Source organism: Streptomyces altiplanensis, assembly GCF_053591575.1.
The window spans coordinates 52,115-68,467 of the sequence record NZ_JBSFUB010000032.1 but is presented as its reverse complement, the minus strand read 5'-3'; the positions used below and the strand labels follow the sequence as shown (position 1 = coordinate 68,467).

Genomic DNA, 16,353 nt, shown 5'->3' with positions numbered 1-16,353 from the left:
AGCCCGGAGATCTCACCGGCCGCCTGCCTGGCGTACAGGCCCTTCACATCGCGTACGGAACACACCTCCACCGGCGTGGCGACATGCACCTCCAGGTACGGGGTGCCCTCGCTCTGGTGGCGCTTGCGCACGGCCTCGCGGCTGTCGGCGTACGGCGCGATGACGGGTGCCAGGGCCAGCACGCCGTTACGGGCGAGCAGTTCCGCGACGTAACCGATCCGCTGGACGTTGGTGTGCCGGTCCTCGCGGCTGAAGCCGAGGCCCGCCGAGAGGAACTCGCGGATCTCGTCGCCGTCCAGCACCTCCACGCGGCGGCCTTCGGCCTTCAGCCGTCCGGCCAGCTCGTAGGCGATGGTGGTCTTGCCGGCGCTCGGCAGACCCGTGAGCCAGATGGTGGCCCCAGTCACGTCTTTCTCCTGCTCCTGATCGTTTGTCGTCATCAGCCGTGCAGCCCGCATTCCGTCTTGTTGCGCCCTGCCCAGCGGCCGGCGCGGGCGTCCTCGCCCGCCTCGACCCTGCGGGTGCAAGGAGCGCAGCCCACGGACGCGTAACCGTCCATCAGCAGTGGGTTGGTGAGGACGCCGTGCTCGGCGACGTACGCCTCGACGTCCTCCTGCGTCCAGCGGGCGATCGGCGAGATCTTGACCTTCCGGCGCTTCTCGTCCCAGCCGACGACCGGGGTGTTCGCCCGGGTCGGGGACTCGTCGCGGCGCAGGCCGGTCGCCCAGGCGCGGTAGCCCTTCAGGCCGTCTTCGAGCGGCTTGACCTTGCGCAGGGCGCAGCACAGGTCGGGGTCGCGGTCGTGCAGCTTCGGCCCGTACTCCGCGTCCTGCTCCTCGACGGACTGCCAGGGCAGGAGGGTGATGACGTTGACGTCCATGACCGCCTCGACGGCGTCCCGCGTCCCGATGGTCTCCGGGAAGTGGTAGCCGGTGTCGAGGAAGACGACGTCCACACCGGGCTTGGCGCGGGAGGCGAGGTGGGCGACGACGGCGTCCTCCATGGAGGAGGTCACACAGAAGCGGTCGCCGAAGGTGTCGGCGGCCCACGTGAGGATGTCCAGGGCGGAGGCCTCTTCGAGGTCCCGCCCGGCTTGTTCCGCCAGTGCTTTGAGGTCTTCCTGAACCGTCGTCATATCTCGTCCCCTCCAACGTCGTTGCGCTGAACCCCACGGGCGAGGAGCCCGAGGAACTTCAACTGGAAGGCGCGGTTGCACGCCGCGCATTCCCATGCGCCGTGACCCGTCTCGCTGGGCCGCAGGTCCTCGTCGCCGCAGTACGGGCAGTAGAAGGGCGCCGCTCGCTCGCTCACGACAGGTCTCCGTCGCTCGCCCGCGCGGCCCAGGTCGCGAAGCGCTCACCGTCTTCGCGCTGCTCCTGGAAGCGGAGCAGGACGCGCTCGACGTAGTCGGGCAGCTCGGCCGAGGTGACCTTCAGACCGCGGACCTTGCGGCCGAAACCGGCCTCAAGTCCCAGCGCGCCGCCCAGGTGCACCTGGAAGCCCTCGACCTGGTTGCCTTCGTCGTCCAGGACCAGCTGGCCCTTGAGACCGATGTCCGCCACCTGGATACGGGCGCAGGCGTTCGGGCAGCCGTTGATGTTGATGGTGATGGGCTCGTCGAACTCCGGGATGCGCCGCTCCAGCTCGTCGATGAGCGAGGCGCCGCGCGCCTTCGTCTCGACGATCGCCAGCTTGCAGAACTCGATGCCGGTGCAGGCCATCGTGCCGCGCCGGAAGGGCGACGGCGTGACCCGCAGGTCCAGCGCCTCCAGCCCGGCGACCAGCGACTCGACCTGCGCCTCCTCGACGTCGAGCACGATCATCTTCTGTTCGGCGGTGGTGCGCAGCCGGCCCGAGCCGTGCGCGCCGGCCAGGTCCGCGATCTTCGTCAGCGTGGCGCCGTCCACGCGGCCGACGCGCGGGGCGAAGCCGACGTAGAAGCGGCCGTCCTTCTGCCTGTGCACGCCGAGGTGGTCGCGCCAGGTCCCGGCGGGCTGCTCGGGCGCGGGGCCGTCGACCAGCTTGTACTTGAGGTACTCGTCCTCCAGGATCTGGCGGAACTTCTCCGGACCCCAGTCGGCGACGAGGAACTTCAGCCGGGCGCGGTTGCGCAGGCGGCGGTAGCCGTAGTCGCGGAAGATGCCGATGACGCCGCCGTAGACGTCGGGCACCTCGTCTAGCGGCACCCAGGCGCCGAGCCGGACACCGAGCTTGGGGTTGGTGGAGAGTCCGCCGCCGACCCAGAGGTCGAAGCCGGGCCCGTGCTCGGGGTGGTCGACCCCGACGAAGGCGACGTCGTTGATCTCGTGCGCCACGTCGAGCTGCGGGGAGCCGGACACCGCGGACTTGAACTTCCGGGGCAGGTTCGAGAAGTCCGGGTTGCCGATGAAGCGGCGCTGTATCTCGTCGATGGCGGGGGAGCCGTCGATGATCTCGTTCTCGGCGATGCCCGCCACCGGGGAGCCGAGGATGACGCGGGGCGTGTCGCCGCAGGCCTCGGTCGTCGACAGCCCGACCTCTTCGAGCCGCCGCCAGATCTCCGGTACGTCCTCGATCCGGATCCAGTGGTACTGGACGTTCTGCCGGTCGGTGAGGTCGGCCGTCCCGCGCGCGAACTCCTGCGAGATCTCACCGATGACGCGCAGCTGCTCGGTCGTCAGACGCCCGCCGTCGATGCGCACGCGCAGCATGAAGTACTCGTCGTCCAGCTCCTCCGGCTCCAGGACCGCGGTCTTGCCGCCGTCGATCCCTTGCCGGCGCTGGGTGTAGAGGCCCCACCAACGCATGCGTCCGCGCAGGTCGTTGGGGTCGATGGAGTCGAATCCCCGCTTGGAGTAGATCGTCTCAATGCGTGTCCGCACATTGAGACCGTCGTCGTCCTTCTTGAACTGCTCATTGCCATTGAGGGGGGTGAAGTGACCTACGGCCCACTGACCCTCGCCACGGTGGCGTCCGGCCTTGCGGCGGGGCGTGGCGGCAGCGGGCTTTTCTGGCGTGGCGGCCATGGTTGTTCGTCCTTCTCTGGCGGCTCAAGGAGTGGCGGATCGCGCCGACCGTACCCCTTGACCTGCGAAGACGCGATCGGACACGGCAAAGCGGAGTGCTCCGCCGGGTGGGCGGAGATCACGTGCGTATCGGGGTGGCCGGTTCGTCCGCGACGGCGGGGACGGCTGAAAACTGCGGCGGTGCTGTGCTGTCAGCCCACCGGACAGATGGCGCTGGACATGCGGCCGAGGTCGACGTGCCGCCGACTCACCAAGGCAACTCCAGCTGAAGACATGACGGAAGCGTGTCACGCGGGTCTTGGGCCAGTCCACCACTGACCAGAATGTGGACAAGACTGTCCCGAAATGCGAGACGTTGTGTCGTCGGTCACTCCGCCGGCTTCTCCGGGAGGGGTCGGAAGGGGTCAGGGGCGGTCCGGGCCCCACGCCCCTGTCATGTCCGCTTCCTCCTCCTCCGTGGTCTTCGTCTCGAAGAGCCGGAACCCGCGGCGCAGGTAGTTGTCCATGGCATGCGGCCCGTCCTTGCTGCAGGTGTGCAGCCACACGCGCTTCGTCTCCGGCCGGCCGGGCCACCGCTGCGCGAGATCCCACGCGCGCGCCGCCCCGTACGACAGCAGGTGCCCGCCGATCCGCCGGCCCCGGAAGGCCGGGATCAGGCCGAAGTACATGATCTCGACGACGCCCTCGTCCTGCGGGTCCAGTTCCACGTACCCGGCCGGCGTGCCGTTCTCGTACGCGACCCAGGTCTCGGCCCCGGGCCGGTCCAGGAGCGCCTGCCACTGCCCGTACGTCATCCCGAGCCGGTCGGACCAGCTGATGTCGCCGCCCACCGCGGTGTAGAGGAAGCGGCTGAACTCGGGGGAGGGGATCTCCGCCCGGACGATCCGGATGTCTCCCGGGGGAGCCGCGGCCGGGCGCAGATCGTCGGGCGAGGTCTGTTCCAGGGACCAGGTGGTCACGGTGACGGTGCTCATGCGGCCCAGCGAACCACGCGCCCCCGCCCCGGCCAAAGCCGGGCCGCTGCGGGACGGCCGCGCCGTGCCCCCGGGGCCCCGGGCCCGCCCGGCGGTGGAGGGCGCACCCGCAGAGCGCGCCTACTCCGGGTCCCGCACCCGCCGCGCCGCCGTGATCGCCGGCGCCGTGGAGTGCGTCAGCAGGTCCGTGGGGTGGTCCGGGTGGATCACCTCCACCTCCACCTCGTCCACGAAGCGGTACGGGCGGTGCGCGAGGACCTGTGCCAAGTGGCGTCGCAGCCGTGACATTTCCGCCCGTACCGTCACCGTCCGGGTCCGGTCGCCGAACAGGTCCGCCGCCAGTTCCGCGGCGCTGCGCCCCTGCCGGTGCACACTCAGCACGTACAGCAGCTCCGCGTGCCGGGGACTGAGCTCGTGCGTCCAGCGCCCGGCCGCCCCCGAGACGGTCACCGAGGAACGCCGCCGGCCGCTCAGGTCCAGTACGACCCGGCTGACCGCGCCCTCGTCCGGCCCCGGCGCCTCCTCCTCCACCCGTACCAGCCAGCCGCCGGGCAGCGGCTCCACCCCGCACATCCCCAGCGAAGGCAGCCATCTGCGCCCGGCCCGGAACGTCTTGGGCAGCGGAAGCCGGTCGACCGGCGGCATCCCGGTCACCGCCGCGAGCCAGCCGTGCGGGTCCACCGCCAGCGCCCGGCCGCCCACCCGGCACAGGACCGGCGCCGCCACCGACCGCAGGCGCTCGACGGACCTGAGGTGCCGCTCGCGCAGCTCCGCCTCGGCGAGCCGGGCCACGGACTCCACGAGGGCGAGCGTGGCCGGGTGGAACGTGGAGTCGGCCCCGCTCACATCGATGACACCGAGCAGCCGTCCGTCCCGCGGATCGTGCACGGGCGCCGCCGCGCACGTCCAGCTGTGGAGCGTACGGACGAAATGCTCGGCGGAGTGCACCTGGACGGGCCTGCGCAGCTCCAGTGCCGTGCCGATGCCGTTCGTGCCCGCCGTGTCCTCGCTCCAGGCCGCGCCCTCCTCAAGACAGATGGAGGCGGCCACGCGCATCACCGCACGGTCGCCGTCGCGCCACAGCACCCGGCCCTCCTCGTCGGTCACCACCATGATCTGCTGCGACGCCCGGACGGCCGAGACCAGTCCCTGGCTGAGCGAGGGCAGCAGCTCGCCGAGCGCGGTGGTCCGGCGCCGGTGCTCCAGCTCGCCGGCCGGCAGGAGCTCGCTGCTGGTGCCCCGGTCCGGGTCGACCCCGATGCGCATCACGCGCTGCCAGGACGCGTCGATGACGGGACGCGGCGCGCCACGTGGCGTCCCGCCGGCGGGAGTGGCGGCCCGTCCCCGGTGCGGCAGCCGCGCCGGGCCGGTGGTGTGCGGGGCGCCCGGCCGCGCCGGGCCGGGAGGAACGAGAGGTTCGGTCTTCACTGGACGTACCCCGTAGCTCACGTGAGGGTCACTGGGTGTGAGGTGGTCACCCCTCATCGTGCCGCGCCGCCGGCGGGCGCGTCCGTGAGTCCGGGCAAACATTGCAACGATCTGCAACTCTCGTACGCGGACTTTTCCTGTACGAAAGTGGAGGAGTTCAGCCGGGGTGGTGCCGTGTCGGCGCAGCACCACTCCGGCGGTCCCCGCTCCCGGCGGGTCGTTCCCCCGGCGGCTCGCCGGGTCAGACCATCACTCTCGCCCGCTCCACGACCGACGCGAGGCCGAGACTGTGCGGCAGCGTGCCGAACGCCGTGCCCCAGTCCCCGCCGAGCCTCGACGCGCAGAACGCGTCCGCGACCTCCGGCGGCGCCCACCGCACCAGCAGCGAGCCCTGGAGCACCAGCGCCATCCGCTCGACGACGCGGCGCGCCCGCCCCTCCAGGCCCTCCAGGTCGGCCAGTTCGGTCAGCAGGTCCTTGATCGCCCCGTCGAGGCGGTGATCGGCGCCGCGCGCCCGCCCGATCTCGGTGAGGAAGGCGTCGAGCGCCCGCGGCTCGCGCTGGAGCGCCCGCAGGGCGTCCAGGGCCTGTACGTTCCCCGAGCCCTCCCAGATCGAGTTGAGCGGCGACTCGCGGAGCAGCCGCGGCATGCCGGACTCCTCGACGTACCCGTTGCCGCCCAGGCACTCCAGCGCCTCCGCCGCGACCGGTGTGCACCGTTTCGTCACCCAGTACTTGGCGGCGGGCACCGCGAGCCGCAGGAAGGCCCGGTCCTGCTCGGTGTCGCTGTCGTACGCCGCGGCGAGCCGCAGCGCGAGCGTCGTCGCCGCCTCCGACTCCAGCGCCAGGTCGGCCAGTACGTTGCGCATCAGCGGCTTGTCGATCAGCTTTGAGCCGAACGCGCTGCGGTGCGCCGCGTGGTGCGCGGCCTGGACCACGGACTGGCGCATCAGCGCCGCCGAGCCGACCACGCAGTCGAGCCGGGTGGCGGCCACCATCTCGATGATGGTGCGCACCCCGCGTCCCTCCTCGCCGACCAGCCGCGCCCACGTCCCGTCGAACTCGACCTCGCTCGACGCGTTGGACCTGTTGCCCAGTTTGTCCTTGAGGCGCTGGATCCGGAACACATTGCGCGTCCCGTCCGACAGGACCCGCGGCACCAGGAAGCAGCTCAGCCCGCCCGGTGCCTGCGCCAGCACCAGGAAGCCGTCGCACATCGGGGCCGAGCAGAACCACTTGTGCCCGGTGAGCAGGTACTCGCCCTCCCCGGCCAGCGGCTGCGCGCTCGTCGTGTTGGCCCGGACGTCGCTGCCGCCCTGCTTCTCCGTCATGCCCATCCCGAAGAGCGCCCCGGCCTTGAGCGACGGCTCCCGCAACCCCTCCTCGTACACATGGGAGGTGAGCCGCGGCTCCCACTCGGCGGCCAGCTCCGGGTCGGTGCGCAGCGCCGGCACCGCCGCGTGCGTCATGGACAGCGGACAGCCGTGCCCCGCCTCCGCCTGCGTCCACACCAGGAACCCGGCCGCGCGCCGCACGTGCCCACCGGGCCGTCCCCAGGCATCCGTGAGCCCCGCCGAGACGGCCTCGTCCAGCAGCCGGTGCCAGGCCGGGTGGAACTCGACCTCGTCGATCCGATGGCCGTAGCGGTCGTGCGTCCGCAGTTTCGGCGGATTCTCATTGGCCTGCACCCCCCATTCCTGTACCCGGGCGGATCCCGCGGTGCGTCCGAGCCACGACAGCTCCTCCCGTACCTCCCCGGCGAGTTCGGGTGCGACGTGCCGCTCCACACCCTCGGACAGGGCCCGGTCGGCGGTGAAGAGGTCGTACTCCACCAGCGGCGGAGCCTGGTTGGTCACTGTGTGTGTGGTCGCTGCCATGCCGCTACGGTAAGGAGGTGCAGGCAGCAAAAGAAACACCCGAACGGCCCCACGGCCGGATTCACCGGGCCAGGGTCCTCTACCGCAACGTCTCCATGCGCAAGCTGGCCTGGCTGTTGCTGAAGGACACCGTCAACTCGTGCATCGAGTACCGCATCCTCGGCCTCGCGGCCGAGGCGGCGTTCTTCACCCTGCTGTCCCTGCCGCCCCTGCTGCTCGGCATGATCGGCCTGCTCGGTTACGTCGACGCCTGGACCAACACCGACACGGTCGCGTCGATCGTGCGCAACATCCTGACCGCTGCCGAGACGGTCCTGTCCGACCGGGGCGTCAACGACTTCGCCAAACCGCTCATCGACGACGTCACCCAGGGCGCCAGGCCCGACATCATCTCCATCGGTTTCGCCATCGCGCTCTGGTCGGGATCGCGCGCGGTCAACGTCTTCATCGACACGATCACGGTGATGTACGGCCTCGACGGCCACCGCGGCATCGTGAAGACCCGGCTGCTCGCCTTCCTGCTGTACGTCATCGCGCTGGTGATCGGCGCGGTGGTGCTGCCGCTGATGGTGGTCGGCCCCGACCGGGTGGTGGACCTGGTGCCGTTCGGCACGGAGGTCGTCAGCATCCTGTACTGGCCCGTGGTCATCGTGCTGTCCGTCATCTTCCTCACGACGCTCTACCACGTGTCCGTGCCCGTCCGTTCGCCGTGGGTCGAGGACGTCCCCGGCGCGCTGATGGCCCTCGCGATGTGCGTGCTCGGCAGCTTCCTGCTCCGGATCTACCTGACCAGCACCGTCGAGGGCCCGACGATCTACGGCTCCCTCGCCGCCCCCATCGCCGTCCTCCTGTGGATCTGCATCTGCGCCTTCGCGGTCCTGGTGGGCGCGGCGGTCAACGCCGCCATAGACCGGGTCTGGCCCTCGGTCGCCACGGCCGCGGCCCGCGAGGCCAACGACCGCGTACGTGCGGCCCAGGCGGCGGCGGTCATCGCGCGGGCGGAAGCGGCGCGTGCGGCGGCGGGCGAGGCGGACGAACCCGACCCGGACATGCCGTCCGAATTCCCGGAGCGCTGGTCGAGGTTCCTGCCGCCGGACGACGTGAAGTCCCGCCTGCACACGGGCCGCGACAAGGACACGAAGGAACCGCCGCAGGAGGCGCGGGACGCCCGGGACTCCCACGACCCCCGTGACCCCCACGATGCCCGTGACCCCCACGATGCCCGTGATCCCCACGACGCCCGGGACTCCCACGAGGCCCGTGACTCATGGGAAACCAGGGAGAGCCGGCAGCCGCGCCCGTAGGCGGAGCCCCGGTCGCGGGAAGGGGCGGGTGCGGGTGCGGGAAAAGGGAACTCCCTAAGCTGGGAAGCATGTACGCGCAACGCGCATCCCGGCTCGACGGCGCCGTCGTCTGGACCCGCACGATGCCCGCCGCTCCCGCTCCCGTTCCCGCGCATCCCGTCCTGCCGGACGGCTGCATGGACCTGCTCCGGACCGAGGGCGAGCTGTACGTCGCGGGGCCCGACACCCGCGCCCACTCACCCGGCGAGGGCCCCGGCGGCGCGGGCGCCCGCTACGACGGGGTGCGGTTCGCACCCGGCGCCGGACCCGCGTTCTTCGGCGTACCCGCGCACGAGCTGCGCGACCGGCGCGTGGCCCTGACCGACCTGTGGCCCGCGGCCCGGGTGCGCGCCCTGGCCGGCCCGGTCACGGGCGCGGCCGACCCGGCGGCCGCGCTGGAGGACCTGGTCCTGCGGCACGCGGCGGACACGGAGCCCCCCGCCCCGGTGCTGCGCGCCGTCGCCCGCCGGCTGGACGCGGGCAGCACCGTCGCCGCGGCCGCCGACGCCGCCGGGATCGGCGCCCGGCAACTGCACCGCCGCTCACTGGCGGCCTTCGGGTACGGCCCCAAGACGCTGGCCAGGATCCTCCGGCTCCAGCGCGCCCTGACCCTCGTGCGCGGCGGCGTGCCGTACGCCGACGCCGCCCTCGCCGCGGGCTGCGCCGACCAGGCGCACCTCTCCCGCGAGATGCGCGACCTGGCCGGGACGACGCTGGGCGCCTACGCGGCGTCGGCGAACAGGGAGACACCGCAGCCGTCGGGGTCCAGCACCACCGCGTAACGCTGTCCCCAGACGGCGTCCCAGGGCTTGAGGTGCCCGCGGTGTCCGGCGGCGATCAGAGCCTCGTACACCGCGTCGACCTCGGCCGGGCCGTCGCACCGGAAGGCGAGGCCGACCCGGTCGCCGCCCCCCTCGGGCCTGGTCCAGTCCGGGTCGAAGGAACGGACGGTCTCCTCGGTGTCCCACAGCACGCGCAGCCCGCCGGGCAGGGTCGCTTCGACGTGCGGGGCGGTGTCGGCCCCGGCGGGGACGTCCAGTCCGAGGAGACGGTAGAAGGCGAGCGAGGCGGCCATGTCGGCGGTCACGATCGCTACGGCATCAAGTCGTGGAGTCATGGACCCAACGTAGGCGAACGGCCGGGCCCCGCTCTTGAAGGAATCGGACACCGGCGGACGTCATCGCTCCGTAAGGGTCCGGACGGCCGTCGGCGCCGGTGCGCGTCTCCGCCCACGACCTGAGCGGCGGGCCCCCGCGGGCGCCGGCCCGCTCGCCCGCGAACAAGGTGTACGCCTCGTCGGTGACCCGACGGAAGCCCTCCCGCCGGAAGGGGGCGCACGCGAAACGCCCCGCGTCCTCGCCGGCCTCCTGGTCAACGCGATCCGCCGTACGGAACGTGAAGGGCGGCTGCCGCTTCGGGGGGCACGCTTCCGGCAGCGCCGCTGTGACGAGGACCGGCGGCCCGTGCTCGCACGCGCCGCCGATCCCGGTCCCGTAGGTGTTCCAGGCGGGGAACGGATCGTCCGCCGGTCAGCCCTCGGGGCGCAGGAGCCCGCGCTCGTACGCCTTGGCCAGCCGCTGCGGCACGCGGTACACCGAGCCGTCGACGGTGACGGGGACGAGCTGCGGCGTGGTGGCCTTCCACTGGGCGCGCCGGTGACGGGTGTTGCTGCGGGACATCTTCCGCTTGGGTACGGCCATGGGTGCCTCCTGAGGCGAACGGGATCGGGGTCGGGATCGGGGTCGCGGTCACCGAACGCTACATGCAAATGGATTCCATGTTCAATTAGGGCCCCGGTTGTGGAGGCTCGACTGGTGTGCAAATCCGGGCGTATCGTGACAACAAGATGCGACGTGGGTCGGACCCATGGGGGTCGTGATGCTCGATGAGCTTGTGATGGCGGGGGCAGCGGTGCTGTCTGCCGGTGTGCTCTACACGATGGCGGCGGCCAGAGTGGTGCGGCAGTACGAGCGGGGTGTGGTCTTCCGCCTGGGACGGCTCCGGGGGAGTGTCCGCGGGCCCGGCTTCACCATGATCGTTCCTGGCGTGGACCGGATGCACAAGGTGAACATGCAGATCGTGACCCTGCCGGTGCCCGCGCAGGACGGCATCACCAGGGACAACGTCACGGTCCGGGTGGACGCGGTGATCTACTTCAAGGTGGTGGACGCCGCCGAGGCCGTCGTGAGGGTGGAGGACTACCGGTTCGCGGTCTCGCAGATGGCGCAGACCTCGCTGCGGTCGATCATCGGCAAGAGCGAACTGGACGATCTGCTGTCGAACCGGGAGAAGCTCAACCAGGGACTGGAGCTGATGCTCGACAGCCCGGCGATCGGGTGGGGCGTGTCGATCGACCGGGTGGAGATCAAGGACGTCTCGCTGCCGGAGACGATGAAGCGGTCGATGGCCCGGCAGGCGGAGGCGGACCGGGAGCGGCGGGCGCGGGTCATCAACGCGGACGCGGAGCTCCAGGCGTCGAAGAAGCTGGCGGAGGCGGCGGGGGTCATGTCCGAGCAGCCGGCGGCGCTGCAACTGCGGCTGCTGCAGACCGTGGTGGCGGTCGCGGCCGAGAAGAACTCGACGCTGGTGCTGCCGTTCCCGGTGGAACTGCTGCGGTTCCTGGAGCGGGCGGCGCAGCAGCAGGAGCCGTCGCCGTCGTCGCAGGGACGGCCGCGTGACGAGACACAGCCCCGGACCCGGCCCGCCGAGCGCGAGCCCGAGGCGCAGCGCGAGCCCCAGGCGCAGCGTGGTACCCGGCTGCCGCTCGCGGACGAGATGCCGGGCCTGTCCGAGCGGCCGCCCGCGGTCGCCGGCTAGCCGGGCCCCGCCCCGGCCCCCGGACGTCCTCCGGGAGTGTCCTCAATCGCCGGTGACCGGAGCCCGGCGGAATCGAGGCGCCGGACGTCAGACCGTGGCGGAGATGGTGGAGAGGCCGGCCGCCGACGCGGCAAGGGCGTCCAGGACCGGCTTGATCAGAGGGTGGTGCTCCGCCCCCCGCCGGACCGCGGCGAACACGCGGCGGGTCGCCGCCGGCCCCGAGACCGGGCGTACCACCGTGTCCTTCAGCTCCATCCCGCGCAGCGCCGAACGCGGTACCAGCGCCACCCCCGCCCCCGCGCCCGCCAGCGCCACCACCGCGCGGAAGTCGTCCGAGGAGTGCACGAGGCGCGGCTGGAAACCGGCGAGTTCGCAGGCCAGCAGCATCACGTCGTGGCAGGGGTTGCCGGGATACGGACCGATCCAGTCGCTGCCGGCCAGCTCCGCGAGCGAGACCGTGGGGGCCTGGCCCAGCGGATGCGAAGCGTGCAGTACGGCGTCGAAGGGCTCCGCGTAGAGCGGCACGCGCGCGAGGCGCCGGTCGTCCTCGTGCGGGGCGCCCCGGTACTCGACGGCCAGGGCGACGTCCACCTCCCCGTCCAGCACCAGCGCCAGGCTCTCGTCGCCCTCGGCGTCCCGCACCCGTACGCGAACGTCCGGGTGACGGTCCGCGAGCCGGCCGATCGCCGGGGCGAGCACCTCCGCGATCCCCGTCGCGAATCCCACCACCCGCACCTCGCCGGCCGCCCCGCCCGCGTACGCCGCGAGCTCGGCCTCGGCCCGCTCCAGCTGCGCCAGTACGGCATGGGTGTGGGCCAGCAGGATGTCGCCGGCCGCCGTCAGCCGTACGCCCCTGCCGCTGCGGGTCAGCAGGGTGTGGCCGGTCTCCTGCTCCAGCGCGGCGAGCTGCTGGGACACGGCGGAGGGGGTCAGATACAGCGCGGCGGCCGCGGCGGTCACCGTCCGGTGGTCCGCCACGGCCCGCAGGATGCGCAGTCGTCTGGGGTCGATCACCCCGCCATTGTCGCCCGCGCGTCGACGAAGGCGGCCACGGCCCGCTCGACGTCGGCGGTGGAGTGCGCGGCCGAGAGCTGGACCCGGATGCGGGCCGCGCCCATCGGGACGACGGGGTACGAGAAGCCGATCACGTACACCCCGCGCTCCAGCAGCAGCTCGGCCATCCGGCCCGCTTCCGCCGCGTCGCCGATCATGACGGGCGCGATGGCGTGGTCGCCGGGCAGGATCTCGAAGCCGGCCTCGGTCATCTTCGTACGGAAGAGCTTGGTGTTGGCGGCGAGGCGCTCGCGCAGCTCGCCCGCCGACTCCAGCAGGTCGAGGACCTTGATCGACGCGGCGGCGATCACCGGGGCGAGGGAGTTGGAGAAGAGGTACGGGCGCGAACGCTGGCGCAGCAGCTCCACGATCTCGGCGCGGGCCGCGACGTAGCCGCCGGACGCGCCGCCGAGCGCCTTGCCGAGGGTGCCGGTGATGATGTCGACGCGGTCCATCACGCCGTGCAGTTCGGGGGTGCCGCGGCCGTCGGGGCCGACGAAGCCGACGGCGTGCGAGTCGTCGACCATGACCATGGCGTCGTAGCGGTCGGCCAGGTCGCAGATCTCGGCGAGCGGGGCGACGTAACCGTCCATCGAGAAGACGCCGTCGGTGACGATCAGGCGGCGGCGGGCGTCCTGAGCGCTCTTGAGCTGCTGCTCCAGGTCGGCGAGGTCGCGGTTGGCGTAGCGGTGGCGGCGGGCCTTGGACAGGCGGATGCCGTCGATGATCGACGCGTGGTTGAGGGCGTCGGAGATGACCGCGTCCTCGGGGCCGAGGAGGGTCTCGAAGACGCCGCCGTTGGCGTCGAAGCAGGAGGAGTAGAGGATCGTGTCCTCCTGGCCCAGGAAGGCGGAGAGGCGCTGCTCCAGCTCCTTGTGGATCTCCTGGGTGCCGCAGATGAAGCGTACGGACGCCATGCCGTAGCCCCAGCGGTCGAGGGCGTCCTTGGCGGCGGCGACGACCTCGGGGTGGTCGGCGAGACCGAGGTAGTTGTTGGCGCAGAAGTTGAGCACCTCGCCGGAGGGGACGGAGACGGAGGCGCTCTGGGGGGTGGCGATGACGCGCTCGGGCTTGTGGAGGCCGGCGGCGCGGATCTCGTCGAGGGTGGTGCGGAGGTCGTCGCGGACGGAGGTGTACATGGGGTGGCTCTCCTGGCGGTGAGTGGGGTGGTGGGCGGGCAGGGGGAGGGCCCCGCCAGGGGTTATGTCGTCCAGTCGAGGATGATCTTGCCGCTGCGGGCCGTCGCCGCCTCGTCGAAGGCCGCGTCGAAGTCCTGGTGGGCGTAGCTGCCCGTGATGACGGGGCTGAGGTCCAGGCCGCCCTCCAGCAGCACCGTCATGGCGTACCACGTCTCGTACATCTCACGGCCGTAGATCCCCTTGACGGTGATCATCGACGTGACGATCTTCGACCAGTCGACGGCGAACTCCTCGGCCGGCAGGCCGAGCATCGCGATCCGCCCGCCGTGCGTCATGTTGGCGACCATGTCGCGCATCGCCTCGGGCCGGCCCGACATCTCCAGGCCGATGTCGAAGCCCTCCTTGAGGCCCAGCTGCCGCTGCGCGTCGGCGATGTCCGACTGCGCGACATTGAGCGCGAGCGTCGCGCCGGCCTTGCGGGCGATCTCCAGACGGGGCTCGCTGACATCGGTGATCACGACGTTGCGCGCACCGGCGTGCCGGGCGACGGCCGCCGCCATGATGCCGATCGGGCCCGCGCCGGTGATCAGTACGTCCTCGCCGACCAGCGGGAACGAGAGCGCGGTGTGCACGGCGTTGCCGAACGGGTCGAAGATCGCGGCCACGTCCAGGTCCACCTTCGTGCGGTGCACCCACACGTTGGACGCGGGCAGGGCGACGTACTCGGCGAAGGCGCCGTCGCGTCCGACACCGAGCCCGACGGTGGAGCGGCACAGGTGCCGGCGGCCCGCGAGGCAGTTGCGGCACTTCCCGCAGACCAGGTGGCCCTCGCCGCTCACCAGGTCGCCGACCGCGATGTCCGCGACGTCGGAGCCGACGGCCGCGACCTCGCCCACGAACTCGTGGCCGAGGACGAGCGGGGTGGAGACGGTCTGCTGGGCCCAGCCGTCCCAGGACCTGATGTGCAGGTCCGTGCCGCAGATGCCGGTACGGAGCACCTTGATCAGCACATCACCGGGGCCCGTCTCCGGCTCCGGCACGTCCATGAGCCACAGCCCGGGCTCGGCGTACTGCTTGACAAGTGCCTTCATGGCTGCGGCTCCAGGCGGGACGGGTGCGAGGTGATCGTGAACGCGTACCAATCTGACGTCCCGCGGCCCCCGCGGTCCATCGAGGATTTCTTAACCGGGCCAACAGCGCAGCTTCACGCGGGCGGGCCGAATCCGCCGGACGGGCGAACACCCGCCCGCCCGGCGGACCGGAACCGCGCGGGTATAGAAAAGACCGTCCGTGACCCCCGGGTCCCGCCACCCCCGGAAGGAACCCCGATGACCGTGACCGACGACCCCGTACTCCTGCGCAGGGAAGGGCACGCCGGGTACCTCACGCTCAACCGCCCCGGGGCCATCAACGCCCTGAACCACGCCATGGTGAACCGGATCGCCGGGGCCCTCGCGGCCTGGGAGCGGGACCCGGAGGTCGCGACCGTGGTGATCACCGGGGCGGGGGAGCGCGGCCTGTGCGCGGGCGGGGACATCCGGTCGATCTACGAGGACGCACGGACCGGCGGCGGCGACGCCTCGGCGGCGTTCTGGCGCGACGAGTACCGGCTCAACGCGCACATCGCCCGCTTCCCCAAGCCGTACGTCGCGATCATGGACGGCATCGTGATGGGCGGCGGCGTCGGGGTCTCCGCCCACGGCAGCGTCCGCGTCGTCACGGAACGCTCCCGGGTGGCCATGCCCGAGACCGGCATCGGCTTCGTGCCGGACGTCGGCGGCACCTGGCTGCTGTCGCGGGCCCCCGGCCTGCTCGGCACGCACCTGGCGCTCACCGGGGCGGCGGTGGGCGCGGGGGACGCGTTGCTGTGCGGGCTCGCCGACCACTTCGTACCGGCGGAGCGGCTGCCGGCCCTCCTCGCGGACCTCGCGACGGACCCGGCGCGGGACGCGCTGCCGAAGTACGCCCGCCACGCGCCGGAGGCCGGACTGGCCGCGCACCGCGACTGGATCGACCACTGCTACGCGGCCGGCACGGTCGAGGAGATCGTGGACCGGCTCCTGGCCTGCGGCGAACCGGCGGCCAAGGAGACCGCCGGGACGATCCTCGCCAAGTCGCCCGTCGCGCTCAAGGTCACCCTGGCCGCGATGCGCAGGGCCGGGGAACTCACCACGCTGGAACAGGTCCTGGAGCAGGAGTACCGCGTCTCGTGCGCGGCGCTGTCCTCGCCCGACCTGGTCGAGGGCATCCGGGCCCAGGTGATCGACAAGGACCGTGCCCCGCGCTGGTCGCCGCCCGGCCTCGCGGAGGTCACGGCCGAAGACGTGGCCCGCTTCTTCGCCCCGCTCGGGGAGGAACTCGGGGAGGAAGGGGACCGTACGCAACCCGCGCGCGTCCGGGCGTGACGGCGGACCGCCCGGCCCGCGGTCACGCCCGGCCCGCCGTCACGCCCGCGGGGCGTGCGCCGGGCGGATGCTGCGGGGCCCGTGCTCCGGACGGATGCGCCACTCGTGCGCCGGCCCCGGCACGTGCCGGGGCCGGCATCGCCGGTGGCGCCCCGGCTCTGACGGCACCCGCCGCCCTCCCGCCCCGCCCCCGGCGGGCCACGGGCAGGAGCGCGGACCTCGGGCAACTCCGGGCGCTCCGGCACCCGATGGAGGCATTTCCCGCCCTGGGCCACGTGCCGGCCGCCGCCCGGCGTACCGTGATGACGTTGTC

17 protein-coding genes are annotated in these 16,353 nt (G+C 72.3%); 4 read left to right on the top strand and 13 right to left on the bottom strand.

Annotated features, from left to right (window positions below; all coding sequences use genetic code 11):
* From cysC to ACWD0Y_RS16740, 8 genes are all read right to left on the bottom strand, one after another.
* Positions 1–458: adenylyl-sulfate kinase (gene cysC / locus ACWD0Y_RS16775; RefSeq protein WP_450261092.1), on the bottom strand; the 458-nt coding region annotated here is incomplete at its 3' end.
* Complete coding sequence (locus tag ACWD0Y_RS16770) at positions 440–1,135, bottom strand: phosphoadenylyl-sulfate reductase (protein ID WP_450261091.1); 696 nt, start codon at positions 1,133–1,135, stop codon at positions 440–442. The genes cysC and ACWD0Y_RS16770, both read right to left, overlap by 19 nt.
* Positions 1,132–1,311, bottom strand: a complete 180-nt coding sequence (locus ACWD0Y_RS16765; RefSeq protein ID WP_450261090.1) for a hypothetical protein — start codon at positions 1,309–1,311, stop codon at positions 1,132–1,134. Before ACWD0Y_RS16765 ends, ACWD0Y_RS16770 begins: the two co-directional genes overlap by 4 nt.
* Positions 1,308–3,005: a nitrite/sulfite reductase gene (locus ACWD0Y_RS16760; RefSeq protein WP_450261089.1), complete on the bottom strand. Its 1,698-nt coding sequence runs from the start codon at positions 3,003–3,005 to the stop codon at positions 1,308–1,310. The genes ACWD0Y_RS16765 and ACWD0Y_RS16760 overlap by 4 nt, the downstream gene beginning before the upstream one ends.
* 191 nt (positions 3,006–3,196) lie before the next feature.
* The gene (locus tag ACWD0Y_RS16755; RefSeq protein ID WP_355250053.1) at positions 3,197–3,280 is read right to left on the bottom strand and encodes a putative leader peptide; all 84 of its coding nucleotides are present in this window, start codon (positions 3,278–3,280) and stop codon (positions 3,197–3,199) included.
* A 129-nt stretch (positions 3,281–3,409) separates the two neighbouring features.
* Positions 3,410–3,979: a GNAT family N-acetyltransferase gene (locus tag ACWD0Y_RS16750; protein ID WP_450261088.1), complete on the bottom strand. Its 570-nt coding sequence runs from the start codon at positions 3,977–3,979 to the stop codon at positions 3,410–3,412.
* 120 nt (positions 3,980–4,099) lie between these two features.
* Positions 4,100–5,407 carry a GAF domain-containing protein gene (locus tag ACWD0Y_RS16745; protein ID WP_450261087.1) on the bottom strand — a complete coding sequence of 436 codons (1,308 nt, stop codon included), beginning with the start codon at positions 5,405–5,407 and terminating at the stop codon, positions 4,100–4,102.
* Between the two features lie 241 nt (positions 5,408–5,648).
* Positions 5,649–7,283, bottom strand: a complete 1,635-nt coding sequence (locus ACWD0Y_RS16740) for an acyl-CoA dehydrogenase family protein (RefSeq protein WP_450261086.1) — start codon at positions 7,281–7,283, stop codon at positions 5,649–5,651.
* 17 nt (positions 7,284–7,300) lie between these two features.
* Here ACWD0Y_RS16740 and ACWD0Y_RS16735 point away from each other — a divergent pair, with 17 nt between their 5' ends.
* A complete protein-coding gene (locus ACWD0Y_RS16735; protein ID WP_450261085.1) occupies positions 7,301–8,587 on the top strand; it encodes a YihY/virulence factor BrkB family protein in 1,287 nt (428 codons plus the stop codon).
* Between the two features lie 68 nt (positions 8,588–8,655).
* Positions 8,656–9,408 (top strand): helix-turn-helix domain-containing protein, encoded by a 753-nt coding sequence (locus ACWD0Y_RS16730; protein ID WP_450261084.1) that lies wholly within the window; start codon positions 8,656–8,658, stop codon positions 9,406–9,408.
* Here ACWD0Y_RS16730 and ACWD0Y_RS16725 read toward each other — a convergent pair.
* Both ACWD0Y_RS16725 and rpmF read right to left on the bottom strand, forming a co-directional pair.
* Positions 9,348–9,743, bottom strand: coding sequence for a VOC family protein (locus tag ACWD0Y_RS16725; RefSeq protein WP_450261083.1), 396 nt, complete (start codon positions 9,741–9,743; stop codon positions 9,348–9,350). The genes ACWD0Y_RS16730 and ACWD0Y_RS16725 overlap by 61 nt on opposite strands.
* A 412-nt stretch (positions 9,744–10,155) precedes the next feature.
* Positions 10,156–10,326 carry a 50S ribosomal protein L32 gene (rpmF, locus tag ACWD0Y_RS16720; RefSeq protein WP_028814853.1) on the bottom strand — a complete coding sequence of 57 codons (171 nt, stop codon included), beginning with the start codon at positions 10,324–10,326 and terminating at the stop codon, positions 10,156–10,158.
* Positions 10,327–10,504: 178 nt separating this feature from the next.
* On the opposite strand from rpmF, the gene ACWD0Y_RS16715 reads away from it, so the two are divergent.
* Positions 10,505–11,443 carry a slipin family protein gene (locus tag ACWD0Y_RS16715; RefSeq protein ID WP_450261082.1) on the top strand — a complete coding sequence of 313 codons (939 nt, stop codon included), beginning with the start codon at positions 10,505–10,507 and terminating at the stop codon, positions 11,441–11,443.
* Between the two features lie 87 nt (positions 11,444–11,530).
* On the opposite strand, the gene ACWD0Y_RS16710 is transcribed toward ACWD0Y_RS16715, so the two are convergent.
* The 3 genes from ACWD0Y_RS16710 to tdh all read right to left on the bottom strand — a co-directional run bounded on the left by ACWD0Y_RS16710 (position 11,531) and on the right by tdh (position 14,726).
* Positions 11,531–12,457, bottom strand: a complete 927-nt coding sequence (locus tag ACWD0Y_RS16710) for a LysR family transcriptional regulator (protein WP_450261081.1) — start codon at positions 12,455–12,457, stop codon at positions 11,531–11,533.
* A complete protein-coding gene (locus tag ACWD0Y_RS16705) occupies positions 12,454–13,635 on the bottom strand; it encodes a glycine C-acetyltransferase (RefSeq protein ID WP_450261080.1) in 1,182 nt (393 codons plus the stop codon). The genes ACWD0Y_RS16710 and ACWD0Y_RS16705 overlap by 4 nt, the downstream gene beginning before the upstream one ends.
* Before the next feature lie 62 nt (positions 13,636–13,697).
* On the bottom strand, positions 13,698–14,726 hold the full coding sequence (tdh, locus tag ACWD0Y_RS16700; protein WP_450261079.1) for an L-threonine 3-dehydrogenase: 1,029 nt from the start codon (positions 14,724–14,726) through the stop codon (positions 13,698–13,700).
* A gap of 243 nt (positions 14,727–14,969) precedes the next feature.
* Between tdh and ACWD0Y_RS16695 the strand changes: the two genes are divergently transcribed.
* Positions 14,970–16,040: an enoyl-CoA hydratase/isomerase family protein gene (locus tag ACWD0Y_RS16695; RefSeq protein ID WP_450261095.1), complete on the top strand. Its 1,071-nt coding sequence runs from the start codon at positions 14,970–14,972 to the stop codon at positions 16,038–16,040.
* Positions 16,041–16,353 lie beyond the last annotated feature (313 nt).